This is a genomic window from Serratia rhizosphaerae, from assembly GCF_009817885.1.
GTDB lineage: Bacteria > Pseudomonadota > Gammaproteobacteria > Enterobacterales > Enterobacteriaceae > Serratia_B > Serratia_B rhizosphaerae.
In genome coordinates this window covers 2,363,260-2,380,434 of sequence record NZ_CP041764.1, presented here as the reverse complement: position 1 = coordinate 2,380,434, position 17,175 = coordinate 2,363,260, and the positions used below count along the sequence as shown (strand labels likewise).

General features: G+C 56.4%; 14 protein-coding genes. 7 read left to right on the top strand and 7 right to left on the bottom strand.

Translation table 11 applies throughout. The annotated features are described in order from the left end of the window. The first annotated feature begins 346 nt into the window (after positions 1 to 346). Entirely contained in the window at positions 347 to 2,287 is a 1,941-nt protein-coding gene (locus FO014_RS11020; RefSeq protein ID WP_160029582.1) for a bifunctional 5-dehydro-2-deoxygluconokinase/5-dehydro-2-deoxyphosphogluconate aldolase, read from the top strand. Positions 2,288 to 2,487: 200 nt separating this feature from the next. Continuing rightward, positions 2,488 to 3,324, top strand: coding sequence for a MurR/RpiR family transcriptional regulator (locus FO014_RS11015; protein WP_160029581.1), 837 nt, complete (start codon positions 2,488 to 2,490; stop codon positions 3,322 to 3,324). A gap of 66 nt (positions 3,325 to 3,390) precedes the next feature. Here the strand turns inward: FO014_RS11015 and iolB are convergent, their stop codons facing one another. Then, positions 3,391 to 4,209 carry a 5-deoxy-glucuronate isomerase gene (iolB, locus tag FO014_RS11010; protein ID WP_160029580.1) on the bottom strand — a complete coding sequence of 273 codons (819 nt, stop codon included), beginning with the start codon at positions 4,207 to 4,209 and terminating at the stop codon, positions 3,391 to 3,393. Between the two features lie 119 nt (positions 4,210 to 4,328). Further along, entirely contained in the window at positions 4,329 to 5,834 is a 1,506-nt protein-coding gene (locus tag FO014_RS11005) for a CoA-acylating methylmalonate-semialdehyde dehydrogenase (RefSeq protein ID WP_160029579.1), read from the bottom strand. A gap of 527 nt (positions 5,835 to 6,361) precedes the next feature. Here FO014_RS11005 and FO014_RS11000 point away from each other — a divergent pair. Then, complete coding sequence (locus FO014_RS11000) at positions 6,362 to 7,804, top strand: sugar porter family MFS transporter (RefSeq protein WP_160029569.1); 1,443 nt, start codon at positions 6,362 to 6,364, stop codon at positions 7,802 to 7,804. Between the two features lie 25 nt (positions 7,805 to 7,829). Continuing rightward, positions 7,830 to 8,672, top strand: coding sequence for a TIM barrel protein (locus FO014_RS10995; RefSeq protein ID WP_160029567.1), 843 nt, complete (start codon positions 7,830 to 7,832; stop codon positions 8,670 to 8,672). Positions 8,673 to 8,713: 41 nt separating this feature from the next. Here the strand turns inward: FO014_RS10995 and fetB are convergent, their stop codons facing one another. The 4 genes from fetB to FO014_RS10975 all read right to left on the bottom strand — a co-directional run bounded on the left by fetB (position 8,714) and on the right by FO014_RS10975 (position 12,407). Continuing rightward, a complete protein-coding gene (gene fetB / locus FO014_RS10990) occupies positions 8,714 to 9,487 on the bottom strand; it encodes an iron efflux ABC transporter permease subunit FetB (RefSeq protein ID WP_015962249.1) in 774 nt (257 codons plus the stop codon). Next, positions 9,474 to 10,145, bottom strand: a complete 672-nt coding sequence (gene fetA, locus FO014_RS10985; RefSeq protein WP_160029565.1) for an iron efflux ABC transporter ATP-binding subunit FetA — start codon at positions 10,143 to 10,145, stop codon at positions 9,474 to 9,476. The genes fetB and fetA overlap by 14 nt, the downstream gene beginning before the upstream one ends. A 488-nt stretch (positions 10,146 to 10,633) precedes the next feature. Then, the gene (cspE, locus tag FO014_RS10980; protein WP_160029563.1) at positions 10,634 to 10,846 is read right to left on the bottom strand and encodes a transcription antiterminator/RNA stability regulator CspE; all 213 of its coding nucleotides are present in this window, start codon (positions 10,844 to 10,846) and stop codon (positions 10,634 to 10,636) included. A gap of 358 nt (positions 10,847 to 11,204) precedes the next feature. Then, entirely contained in the window at positions 11,205 to 12,407 is a 1,203-nt protein-coding gene (locus FO014_RS10975) for a BaiN/RdsA family NAD(P)/FAD-dependent oxidoreductase (RefSeq protein ID WP_160029561.1), read from the bottom strand. 301 nt (positions 12,408 to 12,708) lie between these two features. On the opposite strand from FO014_RS10975, the gene pitA reads away from it, so the two are divergent. Next, positions 12,709 to 14,211 (top strand): inorganic phosphate transporter PitA, encoded by a 1,503-nt coding sequence (gene pitA / locus FO014_RS10970; protein WP_105232993.1) that lies wholly within the window; start codon positions 12,709 to 12,711, stop codon positions 14,209 to 14,211. 52 nt (positions 14,212 to 14,263) lie between these two features. On the opposite strand, the gene uspB is transcribed toward pitA, so the two are convergent. Beyond that, positions 14,264 to 14,599, bottom strand: a complete 336-nt coding sequence (gene uspB / locus FO014_RS10965) for a universal stress protein UspB (RefSeq protein WP_105232994.1) — start codon at positions 14,597 to 14,599, stop codon at positions 14,264 to 14,266. A 582-nt stretch (positions 14,600 to 15,181) separates the two neighbouring features. On the opposite strand from uspB, the gene uspA reads away from it, so the two are divergent. Together uspA and gdhA are read left to right on the top strand one after the other, a co-directional pair. Then, positions 15,182 to 15,625 carry a universal stress protein UspA gene (uspA, locus tag FO014_RS10960; protein ID WP_015962256.1) on the top strand — a complete coding sequence of 148 codons (444 nt, stop codon included), beginning with the start codon at positions 15,182 to 15,184 and terminating at the stop codon, positions 15,623 to 15,625. Between the two features lie 180 nt (positions 15,626 to 15,805). Beyond that, positions 15,806 to 17,149, top strand: coding sequence for an NADP-specific glutamate dehydrogenase (gene gdhA, locus FO014_RS10955; RefSeq protein WP_111737928.1), 1,344 nt, complete (start codon positions 15,806 to 15,808; stop codon positions 17,147 to 17,149). Positions 17,150 to 17,175: the final 26 nt, after the last annotated feature.

The following is a 17,175-nucleotide window of genomic DNA, read 5'->3' as shown; positions in this document are numbered from 1 at the left end:
CATTCTAATGAAAACCTTATTTCACTGCCGACTCAAAGCGCGTTTTCCCCATACCATCAACGCTTGCAGGCTGGTTAGCGCAACCTGTCGCCGTCTTCACCAAGCGTAGCCCATGGCGATGAAAGGCAAGCATCAATACGGCAAAACCTGCGCGCAAGCCCGCAATGCCGCCGCCTGATAGCGGCAGACATGCGGCCCGCCGCCGCAGCGCGTCGCGATTCGGGTGGTAAATTTCATTTAATATTGAAATTGGAATATTTATTCCTCATACTCAACGCAATGATTCCTGCTAACCTCCGCTTATCGGGTCGCAGTCGGCTTTTGCTTAATACAGAAGGAAAGGGCTATGGTTTCACAACAAAAACAGCTTGATGTCATCTGTCTCGGCCGCATCGCCGTCGATTTTTATGCGCAGCAAATCGGCGCGCGCCTAGAAGACGCCAGCACGTTTGCCAAATACCTCGGCGGATCTTCCGGCAACGTTGCCTACGGCACGGCGATTCAGGGGCTGAAGTCCGGCATGCTGGCCCGCGTCGGCGATGAACATATGGGGCGTTTCTTACGCGAAGAGCTTCAGCGTGTGGGGGCGGACACCCGCTGCCTGATCACCGACAAGCAGCGGCTGACCGGGCTGGTGATCCTCGGCATCAAGGATCAGGAAACCTTTCCGCTGATTTTCTACCGCGATAACTGCGCGGATATGGCATTAACGCCCGACGACATTGATGAGTCCTACATCGCCTCGTCACGTGCGCTGGCCATCACCGGCACCCATCTGTCCCACCCCAACACGCGCGCCGCCGTGCTGCAGGCGCTGGAGTACGCGCATCGCCACGGGCTGCGCAAGGCGCTGGACATTGATTACCGTCCGGTGCTGTGGGGACTGACATCGCTGGGCGACGGCGAAACGCGCTTTGTCGAATCGGACAAGGTCACGCGCGAACTGCAGGAGGTATTGCACCACTTTGATCTGATCGTCGGCACGGAAGAAGAGTTTCATATTGCCGGCGGCAGCACCGATACGCTGACCGCACTGGCCAACGTCCGTAAAGTCAGCCAGGCGACGCTGGTATGCAAACGCGGTGCACAAGGGTGCTCGGTCTTTGAAGGGGCGATCCCGGACGACTGGCAGGCAGTGAAACTGCACAGCGGCGTGCGGGTTGAGGTGCTAAACGTGCTCGGCGCCGGCGATGCCTTTATGTCCGGCCTGCTGCGCGGCTACCTGAATGACGAGGGCTGGGATCAGGCGTGCCGCTACGCCAACGCCTGCGGCGCGCTGGTGGTCTCACGCCATGGCTGCGCCCCGGCAATGCCGACCAGGCGCGAACTGGACGATTACCTGGCGCGCGAGCTGCAGGTGCCACGCCCCGATCGCGATGCGCGCCTAAACCACCTGCACCGCGTCACCACGCGTAAGCAGCAGTGGCCGGAACTGTGCGTCTTTGCCTTTGACCACCGTAAACAGCTGGCGGATATGGCGCGCGAAGCCGGCGTAGGTGAAGAACGCATTCCACAGCTGAAATCCCTGCTGCTGACCGCCGCCAAAGAGGCGGCAGACGAGGCGGGCCTGCAGGGCAACAGCGGTATTCTGGCCGACACCACTTACGGCCAGGCCGCGCTGAATAAAATCACCGGTGAAGGATGGTGGATTGGCCGTCCGATCGAGCAGCCCAGTTCACGTCCGCTGCGTCTGGAACATGGCAACATCGGCTCTCAACTGGTCGACTGGCCGCTGGAACACGTGGTGAAATGCCTGGTGTTTTATCATCCCCACGATCCCGTCGAACTGCGCAACGAGCAGGACGCGCTGATTAATGACGTCTATCAGGGATGTTGCAAAACCGGCCATGAACTGCTGCTGGAAGTCATTTTACCCGAGGACAGCAGCGATAAAGATGAAAGTTACTACCTGGAAATCATGTCGCATTTCTATCAATTAGGGATAAAACCCGACTGGTGGAAACTGCCGCCGCTGAGAGCAGCGAGCTGGCGCCAGGTCGGCGAGCTGATCGATGCCGCCGATCCCGACTGCCGCGGCGTAGTCATTCTGGGTCTGGATGCCCCGGAAGATGCGCTGAAGGCCGGCTTTGCCGCCGCCGCCGATGAACGTTGGGTGAAAGGGTTTGCGGTAGGCCGTACCATTTTCGGCCAGCCGTCACGCCTCTGGCTGCAGGGTGAGCTAGATGATTCTTCTTTAATTGCGCAGGTTAAACAGAAATATCTTACGCTGATCGGTTTCTGGCGGTTATATCGTCCACAACGCGATGGTGTAACCCACCATCCTTAAAACGCCATCCTCTGGCCCCTTAAAGCATGTTTACGACTTTAGGGGGCTTTTTTTGCCCATTTTCTGTGAACTAACGCAACCTGCGTTGAAATAAATCGCTTTTTGATGAAATGAAACTTCCGCTCCGTCTGTTAGAATGACGAATAAATACTCCAGGCGCAGGCCTCTTAGCGCTTTAGCCAATATTGTGAGCCGAATGGATGAATAACCCAACTCAACTTTCGCTATTACAAGACGAAATCCGCCACCGTTACGAAACGCTCAGCAAACGTCTGAAACAGGTCGCGCGTTATATTCTGGATAACAGCAACAGCATTGCGTTCGACACCGTGGCCTCCATCGCCGCACAAGCCAGCGTTCCGCCGTCAACCCTGATCCGCTTTGCCAACGCCTTTGGCTTCAGCGGCTTCAATGAAATGAAACAGGTTTTTCGTCAGCACCTGATGGAAGAGACGGTTAACTATACCGAGCGCGCCCGCCTGTTCCGCCAGACCTCTACAGACGACAACGCCGCGCCGGAAAACCCGGCTGAAATTCTCAACGTGTTCACCATGGTGAATGCGCAGGCGTTGCAGCAACTGCCGGCGCAAATCGACACCGCGCAACTGGAGAAGGCGGTAGAACTGCTGAAAAACGCAGAGAATATTTACGTGATTGGCCTGCGCCGCTCGTTCAGCGTCGCCTCCTACCTGACCTATGCCCTGCGCCACCTGGAGCGCCGCGCCTTCCTGATTGACGGCCTGGGCGGCATGTTTACCGAGCAGCTCGGCATGGTGAAGCCAAAAGACGTGGTGATCGCCATCAGCTATTCGCCCTACGCCAGAGAAGCGCTGGAGCTGGTGGAGCTGGGCGCCAAACAGGGCGCGCAGCAAATCGCCATTACCGACAGCCAGGTCAGTCCGTTAGCGGCCTTTAGCGACGTGTGTTTTGTGGTCCGGGAAGCGCAGGTGGATGGTTTCCGTTCGCAGGTCGCGTCAATGTGTCTGGCGCAGACGCTGGCCGTTTCGCTGGCGCTGAATAACGCTAAAGACGCATAAATGCGTAAAGGGCGAACACCTGGTTCGCCCCCTTTTGCCATCGTCGTCACCTTTGTGGCGATGCGGCTATTTCTGCGGGTAGTCATCACCGTTAATCCAGGCGTGATCTTTTTCCCAGGTAAATTTCCACAGGCGCTTTGGACCGGCCATCACGTTAAGGTAGTAGTTATCGTAACCGGCCAGGGTCGCGACCGGATGATAGCCGCGCGGCACCTTCACCACATCGCGGTTATACACCGGCATACACTCGTCCAGTGAGCGGTCGTCCGTGTACACGCGCTGCATGCAGAACCCCTGTTCCGGCTCAATGCGGTGGTAATAAGTCTCTTCCAGATAGGTTTCATCCGCAGAGTCTTCCTGATCGTGCTTATGGCTGGGGTAGGAGCTGGTATTGCCCTCGTCGGTGTATACCTCCACCACCAGCAGGCTGTCCGCCGGCTTATCGTCCGGCAAGATATTGTGCACCAGCCGCTGGTTGCGCCCTTTGCCACGCCGTTCAACACCCACGTCCGCCGGCGTAATCAGGCGCGAAGGCAGATGCCCGCTTCCCGGCGCGCTGCATACCGCCAGTTCCAGCTCGCTTTCGGCCCGCACGATAACCTGGTCGTGATGCGGCACATAAACCGCATAGGGCGGCGTCCGCTCAAACGGACTCATACGTTTGCCGATATGGGGATATTCGGCATGCTGCGTCGCAACGGAGGCAATGCCGGCCACCAATACCAGGCACAGCTCTTTATCGTCGCTGCTCAGCGTCAGCGTTTTCCCCGCCTCAAGGCGATAGACGTCAAAACCGACAAAACGCCAGTCGGCGTTTTCCGGCGTAACATGCTGAATACGCCCCTGGCTATTGGGCGGCTGGCATTTCGCAAGCAATGAAGACATGAAACCCTCCTGTTACCGTCAAGACATACCCGCCAGGTGCAATACCGGTGGCGCGCATGACCGTTGTTATCGCAACAGGTGCGGCCTTATCTGCCTCAGCCGCACCCGCGCATCATTGATCAGCCTAAGGTCGGCATGCTGTATTCAGACACCGTCTGCTGGCCGGAAGGCCAGCGCGCCGTCGCCGTCTTCATACGCGTATAGAAACGCACCCCGTCGGCGCCGTGTACGTTGAGCGCGCCGAATACCGAACGCTTCCAGCCGCCAAAGCTATGGAACGCCATCGGCACCGGTACCGGCACGTTGACCCCGACCATACCGGCCTGCACCTCATGTACAAACTGGCGCGCATAGTGGCCGTTGCTGGTAAAGATGGCGCTGCCGTTGCCGAACTCATGGCCGTTCACCGTGTCGATCGCTTCCTGATAGCTGGCCACGCGTACAATCCCCAGCACCGGCCCGAAGATCTCTTCACGGTAGATACGCATCTGCGGTGTGACGTGGTCAAACAGCGTGCCTCCCACATAATAACCGTCCGGATGCCCTGGCACGCTGTAGTTGCGGCCGTCCGCCACCAGCGTTGCACCCTCCTCGACGCCCACATCAATATAGCCCAGAACTTTCTGCTGGTGCGCAGAAGAGACCAGCGGCCCCATTTCGTTTTCTTCGCCGCCCTGCTGCAGGCCAGGCCCGACGCGCAGCTGAGCGATCAGCGGTTTCAATTTGGCGATCAGCTTATCCGCGGTGTCGTCACCAACCACCACCGCGATCGGCAGCGCCATGCAACGTTCGCCGGCGGAACCGAATGCCCCGCCCATCAGGGCATTCACCGTGGCGTCCAGATCGGCATCCGGCATGATAATCGCCTGATTTTTCGCGGCGCCGAAGGCCTGTACGCGCTTGCCGTGGGCGCTGGCGGTGGTGTAGATATGCTCGGCGACGGTGGAGGAGCCAACAAAGCTTACCGCCTGGATAAGCGGGTCGGTGCACAGCTGCGCGGCGTTTTCATTGCCGCAGTGCACTACGTTAAAGACGCCGTCCGGCAGTCCGGCCTCTTTCAGCAGCTCCGCCATACGCACCGATGCCGACGGCGCCAACGCCGGCGGCTTCAGCACGAAGGTGTTGCCGCAGGCCAGCGCAATCGGGAACATCCACATCGGCACCATCGCCGGGAAGTTGAACGGGGTAATGCCGGCCACCACGCCCAGCGGCTGCATCAGGGAAAAGCTGTCGACGCCGGTGCCGACGTCGGCGGAATATTCCCCTTTCATCAGATGCGGAATGCCGCAGGCGAACTCCACCACTTCCATGCCGCGCGTCAGTTCACCCAGCGCGTCCGAATACACTTTACCGTGCTCGCTGACGATCAGCTGCGCCAGCTCTTCCCGGTGCTGTTCCAACAGCGCTTTGAAATTGAACATGATGCGTGCGCGACGCAGCGGGGTGGTTTGCGACCAGCCGGCAAATGCCCGGTGCGCGACATCAATCGCCTGTTTGACCTCGGCGGCGGTGCTTTGCGTCACCTGACACTCAACCTGTCCGGTCGCCGGGTTATGCACGTCTACGCTTTGATTGCTGCTGCTCGGACAAACCTGCCCGTCGATAAAGTTACCCACGATTTTCATGTTCCACCCTCTTTTCAACATGCCGCGATGACCAGGAGAGCCTTCAGATAACGCGATGTCTTGCGGCGCCCGCAGACAGGCTAAGCCCTGATCGAATGAAGTAAACCTTATTCCATTGAAAAAAAAGTTTCAAATAAAACGTTTTGGAAATTTTATTTTTAGCGTGGCCGATCGCAATTTTTCAGGTAACGCTACGCCGCGATGTGCAACTGGGGGGAAGCGCTCTTTCCCGACAAACGGCCTAAAAACCCTTAACAACACCCGCTAACGCCCGCTGGGGATGTCGGCTTTCTTGCCTTTTGCCTCGCAATAAATGGATATGCGACTTTTCTTTTCCAACGATTTTTTTGAACTGCGTCTAAAAATCAATATTTCATTATTCCACAAATATGAAATAAATGTTCTTCTCAAACCTGAATTACCCGAATAAACACGCCTTGATGACAGGCACGGTTCACACCTTCCGCCCGCCTTCCCCCTACAACGCGCATTGCGAGCGGAAATATGGATAAAAATCGGAGCAACATATGTCACATCAGCGAAAACATAATACAGGGTACGTACTGCGGATATGCGGCATTGCGGCGCTCGGCGGTATTTTGTTCGGCTATGACACCGCCGTGATCTCCGGCGCCATCGAGGCGCTGAAAGCCTACTTCCACCTCACCCCGGCAGAAACCGGCTGGGCGGTGTCCAACGTGGTGCTCGGCTGCGTGCTGGGCGCATTCGGCGCCGGTCCGCTGGCCGGCCGCTACGGACGTAAGAAAGCGCTGGTGCTGGCGGCGCTGCTGTTCACCATTTCCGCCGTCGGCGCCGCGCTGGCCGAGACTTTCACCTGGTTTGTCATCTACCGCATGATCGGTGGTCTGGCGGTAGGCATCGCCGCCACCGTCTCCCCCATGTATATGTCGGAGGTCTCCCCAAAAGACATGCGCGGGCGGGCGCTGAGCATGCAGCAGTTTGCCATCGTGTTTGGCCAGATCCTGATCTTTTACGTCAACTTTAAAATCGCCGGCTATGCCTCGGAAGCCTGGCTGATCGATATGGGCTGGCGTTGGATGATTGGTTCGGAAGTGGTGCCCTGCATTCTGTTCTGCATTCTGGTGTTTATCATCCCTGAATCGCCGCGCTGGAATGTCATGGTCGGCCAGGAGGACAAAGCCCTGGCAATGCTGACCCGCGTCTCCAACGAAGCCCACGCGCGCAACGTGCTGAAAGAAATCAAGGAATCCCTGCAGCAAGACCTGCAACAGGCCAAGCAAAAGCTGAGTTACCGTGACAAACGCGTGCGTTTCATCCTGTTCGTCGGCTGCATGGTCGCCATGCTGCAGCAGGTCACCGGCGTCAACGTAATGATGTACTACGCCCCCGTGGTGCTGAAAACCGTCACTAGCAACGCGCAGGAAGCCCTGTTCCAGACCATCTGGATCGGCGTGCTGCAGCTGGTCGGCTCGGTGATCGGCGCGCTGCTGATGGACCGCATCGGCCGCCTGCCGCTGATGCGCTTCGGCACTCTGGGCGCCATTATTGGCCTGTTGATCACCTCCTACGCGCTCTATAGTGAAACCACCGGTTACTTCGCCCTGTTCGGCATGCTGTTCTTTATGCTGTTCTACGCGCTCTCTTGGGGTGTCGGCTGTTGGGTGCTGATCTCCGAAATATTCCCGAACCGGATGCGTTCAGAGGGCATGAGCATCGCCGTCGGCTGTATGTGGGTCGCCAACTTCGCCGTCTCGCAAACCTTCCCGATGATCAACGACAACCCTTACCTGTTCTCCACCTTCCACGGCGCCTTCCCGATGTGGGTATTCGCCGCCTGCTGCGTGTTCAGCTACTGGTTTATCTGCCGCTTCGTACCGGAAACCAAAGGCGTCTCGCTGGAAAAAATGGAACAGGTGGTGATGGCCAAACGCTACCGCCAGCCTGTAGCCACGGCCAAATCCTTATCGTTACCCAATGAAAAATCCTAACCTTCACTTTTGGGAGTCAGACACCATGGCCATTGCGCTGGATCGCTTCTGTATCAATCGAAAAATAGCCCCGAATCTCGATCTGGAGCGTTTTTTCCAACTGGTAAAAAAATGCGGCCTTAACAAGGTTGAGTTGCGCAACGATATGCCCAGCGGCAAAGTGACCGATGATTTAAGCAATGAGCAGCTCAATGCGCTGGCGGCGAAATACGGCATTGAAATTATCACCATCAATGCTCTCGGCATGTTTAACCTGCTGGATAACCAAGAGACGCTGCTTGGCAATGCGCAAGCGCTGCTGACGCAGGCGCAGGCCATTCACAGCAAGGCGCTGGTGCTCTGCCCGCACTGCAGTAAGGACGATCGCCGCAGCGATGAGCAAAAGCAGCAGGATACGCTGGCTGCGCTGCAACTACTGGCGCCGCTGTTCCAGCGCTACGGCGTTGAGGGCTATGTGGAGCCGCTCGGCTTCGGCATCAGTTCCCTGCGTTCGTCCCTGCTGAGCCAGGCGATTATCCGCGATGCCGGCGCACCCTATAAGATCGTACTGGACACTTTCCACCATTACCTGAGCGCGCCTGCTCAGCAAGAATTCGATGCGCAGATCCAAATCGATCGGATCGGTCTGGTGCACCTTTCCGGCGTCGAGGATCCTCGCGCCAAAGAGACGCTGGGCGATGAGGAGCGCATTATGCTGAGCGAACGGGATCGTCTGGAGAGTAAAAAACAGGTGCAGAATCTGGAGCGCCTGGGCTACCGGGGCATTTACGCCTTCGAGCCCTTCTCTTCGCAGCTGAACGGCTGGACGGAAGCGGATATTGAACGGGAAGTTCGTCAAAGCATCGCCCTGCTGCAGGCAGCACCGTAACCGATAAAGTAACGGCCTCTTGCCAGAGGCCGTACGCTGTTTTACTTCAGCGTGGTCACCACCAACTGATGGCGCTGATTATAAAACTTACGGTATGCCAGATAGCAGGCGATAATGGTCGACAGGCTGGCGGTAGACAGCAGCATAAACGTCACCATAATCTGGTATTTGATCGCCTTCACCGGATCGATACCGGCAAAGATCAAACCGGACATCATGCCGGGCAGGCTGACCAGCCCCACCGTTTTTGCCGAATCAATCGTTGGGATCAGCGATGCGCGAATGCTGTCGCGAATCAGCGCAGCGGACGCAAACTTCGGCGAGGCGCCCAGGCTGAGCATTTCCTGGATCTTCTGCTGCTCGCTTTTGAAACGCTGCCCCAGATTGTTGTAACACAGCCCGACCGCCACCATGGCGTTGCCGGCGATCATGCCGGAAATCGGAATCACCTGCATCGGCGTAAACTCTATCGAGCCGGTCAACACCAGCACGATCAGCGTCAGCGCCGCGCCGGTGGTTATAGCGATAAACGAAGTGACAAAAGCATGCTCAATATACTTGCTGCGTTTTTTGGCGTTGTAAGCCGCATTGAAGCAGATAAACAGCACCATCAGCACCGTCAGCGCTTCGTTATTCAAGGCGAAAATATACTTCAGCACGTAGCCGACAATAATCAGCTGCACCACCGCCCGGCAGATGCTCCAGATAATATCCTTTTCCAACGCCAGCTTTTCTTTATGGCTGATTAAAATCGCCACCAGCACCAGAATCATCGACAATCCCAGTGATTCATTCGTGATGTTATGCTGGTTCACTGGCCGTCTCCCGTGTCCGATGCGCCTGCAGCTCAATAATATCGTCGGCATGCGCAATTTCATCCCGGTCGTGCGTTACCCACAGCACGGCCATATCCTGCTGCTCGACCAGCTGGCGGATTATTTCGTTAACGTTATGCTTATTTTCTTCATCCAGCGCGCTGGTGATTTCATCCAACAGCAGGACTTTAGGCACAAACTGCAGGTTGCGGATCAGCGAGATCCGCTGTTTCTCACCGCCGGACAGTTCGTTAATGCTCTTTTGCAGCAGGCTCTCCGGCAGCATAAAGCGCTGCAGATCCTGCTTCATTTTTTCCTCATCCGGTTTGATGCGGCGAATCTGGTAAGGCAGTGCCAGGTTGTCAAACACCGAGCTACCAAACAACGCCGGCGTTTGGAAGCAGTAGGAAACCTGCTGGCGATAATGCTCGGGCGACAGTTCGTTAATATTCTTGCCGTCAAAAATAATAGCGCCGCGGGTTGGGCTAATCAGTGAGGAAATTATTTTCAGCAGCGTACTTTTCCCGCAGCCGGAGGGGCCGGTGATCAGCTTGAACTCACCGGATTTGAGCGTCAAAGAGACCGAATCCAGAATGACCGAGTCATCTATTTGATAATGGATATCATCCAATACCAGTACGTTATTATCTTCCTTCATTATGACTCCATTCATTGCGCACGATGAATGGTCAGTATAGGGTGCCGGAAATCCGCCAGGCAAATCGCGATCAACGAAGGCTATGATAGCCCCACACAATCCCTCCGAAGCAGAGAACTCGTGAACGCCTACCCGCCGGCAGATCCGAACACGCTACAGCCCGTGCCGCATACAAAAAACCCCGACGGTGAGGCCAGGGTTAGTATGTCGCCGGTGACTTTCCCGACCGTCATAATTGTGGCGTAAGCGTTCATCAAACACTCCAACATTACGCGGCCTAAGCACGACCATGGCACAACAGGAAAGAATTCGGCGTGTAAAAATGACGGCAATACGCTTTACTGTTGGTCATAGAAAAGAAAATTCGTGGAAGAGCTGGCATAACCCCGGCCTGAAACCGGGATTAACAAAGTGAAGCCATGGATGTCTTGTCTGCTCAGGCTTACGCCATCTTCGCTATTGCAAGCCCCTCAGCCCGACTTTAACGCTTACAGAGCAACCACATTGCCTGCAGACGGGCCTTTCTGGCCATTTTCGATGGTGAATTCAACCTTTTGGCCTTCATCTAACGTTTTGAAGTCATTACTCTGGATTGCAGAGAAATGTACAAAAACATCTTTGCTGCCGTCTGCCGGTGAAATGAAGCCAAAACCTTTACCCGCATCAAACCATTTTACTAAACCAGTCATTTTATTAGACATAGAAACTTCCTTCTTTATTTATTGGGCCGCCATAAGGCGATAGTGGCTTGTGTTTGGTGTTATCTTATGGGCGCTAAATAAGAGAATTCACGGGAAAAGAAGTATCTGGGAGGATATCGCTAATACTGAGAACTACTTTAATAAAACTGCTTGCATAATGTCTGTACCACAAACCGATGGCGCTATTTACACATAACCATAAATTATTAGCAATGTATTTTTAGAATTAAATTAAATAAGCTAGGGTTATTAGCCGTTTGCCAACGCACAACTCCGCCGCAAAACCGCGTGGTGACGACAAATGCCAAAGGCTAAACATCTCCAGACTCAGGAGATGCTTAACCCCGATATTACCTGTTTATTGCCCCTGTGCCGCCGCAAGCGCTTGCGCACAGGCCCAGGCGGAGCTCCATGCCCACTGGAAATTGTAACCGCCCAGCCACCCGCTCACGTCCACTACTTCGCCGATAAAGTACAGCCCCGGCACCTTGCGCGCCTCCATGGTCTTGGAGGACAGCTCGCGGGTATCTACGCCGCCCAGCGTCACTTCAGCCGTGCGGTAACCTTCCGTACCATTGGGTTGCACCCGCCATTGCTGCAGGCTGTTCACCAGCTCGGCCTGCTGAGCCGGGGTCAGTTGCTTCAGGGTCGCTTCTGGCAACTGTCCCAGGGTTTGCAAAAACTCAACCAGACGCTTCGGCAGATGCAGCGCCAGCGTATTTTTCAAGCTCTGGTTAGGGTGAGCCTGACTCTGCTGATCCAGGAAGCCTGCCAGATCGAGGTCAGGAAGTAAGTTAACACTCACATACTCACCAGGCTGCCAGTAGCTGGAAATCTGCAACACCGCCGGGCCGGACAGGCCGCGATGGGTAAACAAGATGGCTTCCCGGAACAGCGTACCGTCCGCCGCCGTCACGCTGGCCGGCACCGAAACGCCGGACAACGTTTGTGATTGCTCCAGCAGCGGCTTATGCAGGGTAAAGGGCACCAGACCGGCGCGGGTAGGCAACACATTAAGACCGAACTGTTCAGCCAGCTTATAGCCGAACGGTGAAGCACCCAGCCCCGGCATGGAAAGTCCACCGCTGGCCACCACAAGTGAGCGTGCGCTTACTTTCTCGCCATTCAGCGTCAGTTCAAAGCCGTCGTCGTGTTTTTCCACCTGCAGCACTTCACTGCGCAGGCGTAGCGTGACCTGGCCCAGCTCGCACTCTTTCACCAGCAGATCGACCACCTGTTGCGCCGAGTCGTCGCAAAACAACTGCCCCAACGTTTTCTCATGGTAAGCCACGCCGTAGCGGTTAATCAGGTCGATAAAATCCCACTGGGTGTAGCGCGCCAGCGCGGATTTGCAGAAGTGGGGATTATTGGACAGGTAGGCCGCCGGTTCGGCGTACATATTGGTGAAGTTACAGCGTCCGCCGCCCGACATCAGAATTTTACGCCCCGGCTTTTTGCCGTTGTCGAGCAGCAGCACCCGGCAACCCTGCTGCCCTGCCTGCGCCGCACAAAACATTCCCGCCGCGCCCGCGCCGATAACGACTACATCAAACTGTTCCACCTAAGCCCCTCTGAGTTAAACCACAATCACGACAAAAGCGCGCCATTTTACGCTATTTCGCCGCCGCTCACCGCTAAATTCATCGTAGTTATCTGTAAATCACGGCCTGCGCCAGCGCCGCCGTAAGGAAATGTTATAATCGGTAAATCCATGTAACATCATGATATTTATTTGATTTGCAGAGAGATAGTGCCTGTTCGGGCACAAGGAAATCAAAAAAACGTCATATTTTTCTTTTCCCCGCCCCCTGTTGTCACGGATAATGCGCGGCGTTCATGTCCACAAACCTGGCGTAACGCTTATGTTGCATTTGTTCGCTGGCCTGGATTTCCATACCGGCCTGATGTTAATACTCGCACTGCTGTTCGTATTGATGTACGAAGCCATCAACGGCTTTCATGATACGGCCAATGCGGTTGCTACCGTGATCTATACCCGTGCTATGCGCTCGCAACTTGCGGTCGTAATGGCGGGCGTGTTTAACTTCCTTGGCGTAATACTCGGCGGTTTGAGTGTTGCCTACGCCATTGTCCACCTGCTGCCAACCGATCTGTTGCTGAACGTCAGTTCCGCGCACGGATTAGCTATGGTGTTCTCCATGCTATTGGCGGCAATCGTCTGGAACCTCGGCACCTGGTATTTCGGTCTGCCGGCCTCCAGCTCCCATACGTTGATTGGCGCCATTATCGGTGTCGGCCTGACCAACGCTCTGGTTACCAACACCTCCATGGTGGATGCGCTTAACGTCCCGAAAATGATCAGTATTTTCCTGTCATTGATCTTCTCCCCGCTGGTGGGGATGATGGTCGCCGGGCTGATGGTGTTTATGCTGCGCCGTTACTGGAGCGGAACCAAAAAACGCAAGCGTATTCATATGACGCCGGCCGAACGCGAAAAAGTTGACGGTAAGCGCAAGCCGCCGTTCTGGACGCGTATCGCGCTGATTCTGTCCGCCGTCGGCGTAAGCTTCTCACACGGCGCCAATGACGGTCAGAAAGGCATCGGTTTGATCATGCTGGTGCTGATCGGCGTAGCGCCGGCCGGCTTTGTGCTCAATATGAATGCAACCGGCTATGACATCACCCGTACCCGTGATGCCGTCAGCCATCTGCAGCAGTATTACCAGCAGCATCAGGCGTCGCTGGCGCATGTCGTCGCCATCACGCCGCTGGTGCCGACGCCGGAAGAAACGCCGGCCAGCAACGCGCCGCAAGAGTTCCACTGCGACACGTCACGCGCCATGCCGGCCATCAACCATGCGTCCGGCCTGCTGAAAGACCTGCAAAGTTATGACCAGCTGAACGTGGAGCAACGCAGCCAGCTGCGTCGCCTGCTGATGTGCGTGACGGATACCGCAGATAAGGTCGCCAAGCTGCCGGAAACCTCAGCGGAAGACAAACGCTTCCTGAACAACCTGCGTCAGGATCTGCTGCAGACCGTGGAATATGCGCCGCTGTGGATCATTGTCGCCGTTGCGCTGGCGCTGTCTCTCGGCACCATGGTGGGCTGGAAACGCGTCGCGACCACCATCGGCGAGAAAATCGGTAAGAAGGGCATGACCTACGCGCAAGGCGTATCGGCTCAGATGACCGCCGCACTGTCGATCGGCGTCGCCAGCTACACCGGCATGCCGGTTTCCACCACCCACGTGCTCTCCTCGGCGGTAGCCGGGACCATGATCGTGGATGGCGGCGGCGTGCAGAGCAAAACCGTGAAGAGCATCGCTCTGGCCTGGGTGTTAACCCTGCCGATTTCGATTCTGCTGTCCGGTTCTCTCTACTGGCTGGCGCTGAAGCTGATCTGAGTCAGCGAACCCAGAATACAAGGCGGCCTCAGGGCCGCCTTTTTTATTGGCATCAGTACCAGATAGCCATGGCGATCAGGCTGATCACCACCAGCCCGCACAGGGCGGAGGTCAGCATAAACTGCCGGCGCACCCGCTCGCAGCGGCGGATAAACTCCGGGTCGTGATGATCGCTATAGCGCTGCGCATAGATATAGCGCACCAGGCGCAGCTGCTTGCTCGGCTGGCCATGGGCGGTAAAGAAACCGCCGCCGTCAACATACTGGTACAACAAGGGGTCGCAACCGCGCAGCACCACCAGCAGCGCGCGCAGGGAAGAGTAATAGCGCACCATGTTTACCACACATACCACACACAAAGCCCAGAACAGCGCGACGGTACTGATCATGATTCCCCCTCAAGGCGTTGCGATCCACGGCAACCCGCCGGAGCCAACGACCCTACTTCATATCCAATACGACTGATGACCGATAGTGATACCGCTCAGGCATCGCCCTCCATCGGCGACGCCCCATCGATACGCAAACGCATATTGAGACAAGGTACGGCGCACAGAGGAAGGGTGAGGCCTATAACATTATTGTAGGATAACGAAACGTAAACGTAGCCGGACAGACAGGGAAAATTTAGCGCGGCCGGCGCGTTACCCGCCACCGCCGGCCATGTCGCCGACGCTCAAAACGCCATTCGGGACTATACTTGCTCTAAGAACGCTTATAATTCAAACGCTCAAGGGCGAAATACCCCCTGAATAAATAGGATTTTTAGCCCGATAGGTGTAAAACTAACAGGGTGAAAATAGCAAGACTGAGTGAAGCATTGCGCTGTGATCGGCCCGACATATCATTGCGTTAGCGTAATGATATGATGCAGGCAGACGCCAAACCATGGCGGAGAAAACAACGGCGCCAGGCTGGCGCGCGGAATGCCTGCTACCCTTTAATCGGCATTATATGGAAGGAGTATTCTCATGGCTTACAAACACATTCTTATCGCGGTAGACCTCTCCCCGGAAAGTAAAATTCTGGTCGAAAAAGCAGTTTCCATGGCGCGGCCGTACAATGCCAAAGTCTCCTTGATCCACGTCGATGTTAACTATTCCGATCTGTATACCGGCCTGATCGACGTTAATCTGGGCGATATGCAAAAGCGCATCTCCGAAGAAACCCACAATGCGCTGACCGAGCTGTCACAAAACGCCGGCTACCCCATCACCGAAACCCTGAGCGGCAGCGGCGATCTGGCGCAGGTGCTGGTGGACGCCATCAAGAAATACGATATGGATCTGGTGCTGTGCGGCCACCATCAGGACTTCTGGAGCAAGCTGATGTCTTCCGCCCGCCAGCTGATCAATACCGTACATATCGATATGCTGATTGTGCCGTTGCGCGATGAAGAGGATGAAGACGCCTAAGCTCAACGCCTCACACCGGTCAAAAAGCCCACAAATTGTGGGCTTTTTCGTTTCTGCAGGAATTAATCGCTTGATAAACAAGCGCCACCCGGTGATATAGTCAAGTCAGACACAACATCTTCCCCCATGACGTTAAATCAATAGCAATAACCGGGGGCATTAATTTAGAAGGAGCTATCTATGGAACAGGGCGCATCGCTCGAATCCTTTCTTGCCGCATTACAGCAGCAAAACCCTTATCAGGACGAATATCTGCAGGCGGTACGCGAAGTGTTTACTTCGCTGTGGCCGTTTATCGAACGCAACCCGCGTTATCGGGAATATGCACTGCTGGAACGCCTGGTCGAACCGGAACGCGTGATTCAGTTCCGCGTCAGCTGGATGGACGACGCCGGCCGCGTGCAGGTCAACCGCGCCTGGCGCGTGCAGTTCAACTCGGCCATCGGGCCGTACAAGGGCGGCATGCGTTTTCATCCGTCGGTGAACCTGTCGATTCTGAAGTTCCTCGGCTTTGAACAGACCTTCAAGAACGCACTGACCACGCTGCCGATGGGCGGCGGCAAAGGGGGATCGGACTTCGACCCCAAAGGCAAAAGTCAGGGCGAGATCATGCGTTTCTGCCAGGCGCTGATGAGCGAGCTATACCGTCACCTGGGGCCGGATACCGACGTACCGGCCGGTGACATTGGCGTTGGCGGACGCGAAGTCGGCTTTATGACCGGCATGATGAAAAAGTTGTCCAACAACACCGCCTGCGTGTTTACCGGCAAGGGGCTTTCCTTCGGCGGCAGCCTGATCCGGCCGGAGGCCACCGGTTACGGTCTGGTGTACTTCACCGATGCAATGCTGAAACGCCACGGGCTGAGCTTTGAGGGGATGCGCGTTGCGGTATCCGGCTCCGGCAACGTGGCGCAGTACACCATCGAGAAGGCGCTGGCCTTCGGCGCCCGTGTAGTGACCGCCTCCGACTCCGGCGGCACCGTGGTGGACGACGCCGGCTTTACCACCGAGAAGCTGGCGCATCTGGCGGAAATCAAGAACCAGCGTTACGGCCGGGTGGAGGACTACGCCCGCGAACGCGGCCTGACCTATCTGCCCGGCGAGCAGCCGTGGAGCGTCCCGGTAGATATCGCGCTGCCGTGCGCCACCCAGAACGAACTGGACCTGAGCGCCGCCAAGATGCTGATCCATAACGGCGTGCAAGCGGTCGCCGAGGGCGCCAATATGCCGACCACCATTCAGGCCACCGACGCCTTCCTGGACGCCGGCGTGCTGTTCGCGCCGGGCAAGGCGGCCAATGCCGGCGGCGTCGCCACCTCCGGGCTGGAGATGGCGCAAAACGCCGCACGCCTCGGCTGGCGAGCGGAAAAAGTCGACATACGCCTGCAGCACATCATGGCGGATATTCATCACGCCTGCGTGGAGTATGGTGGCGAAGGCAAACAGACCCATTACGTGCGCGGCGCGAATATCGCCGGCTTTGTCAAAGTGGCGGAGGCGATGCTGGCGCAAGGGGTGCTGTAACGTAACATCCCGCTCATTGATGCCGG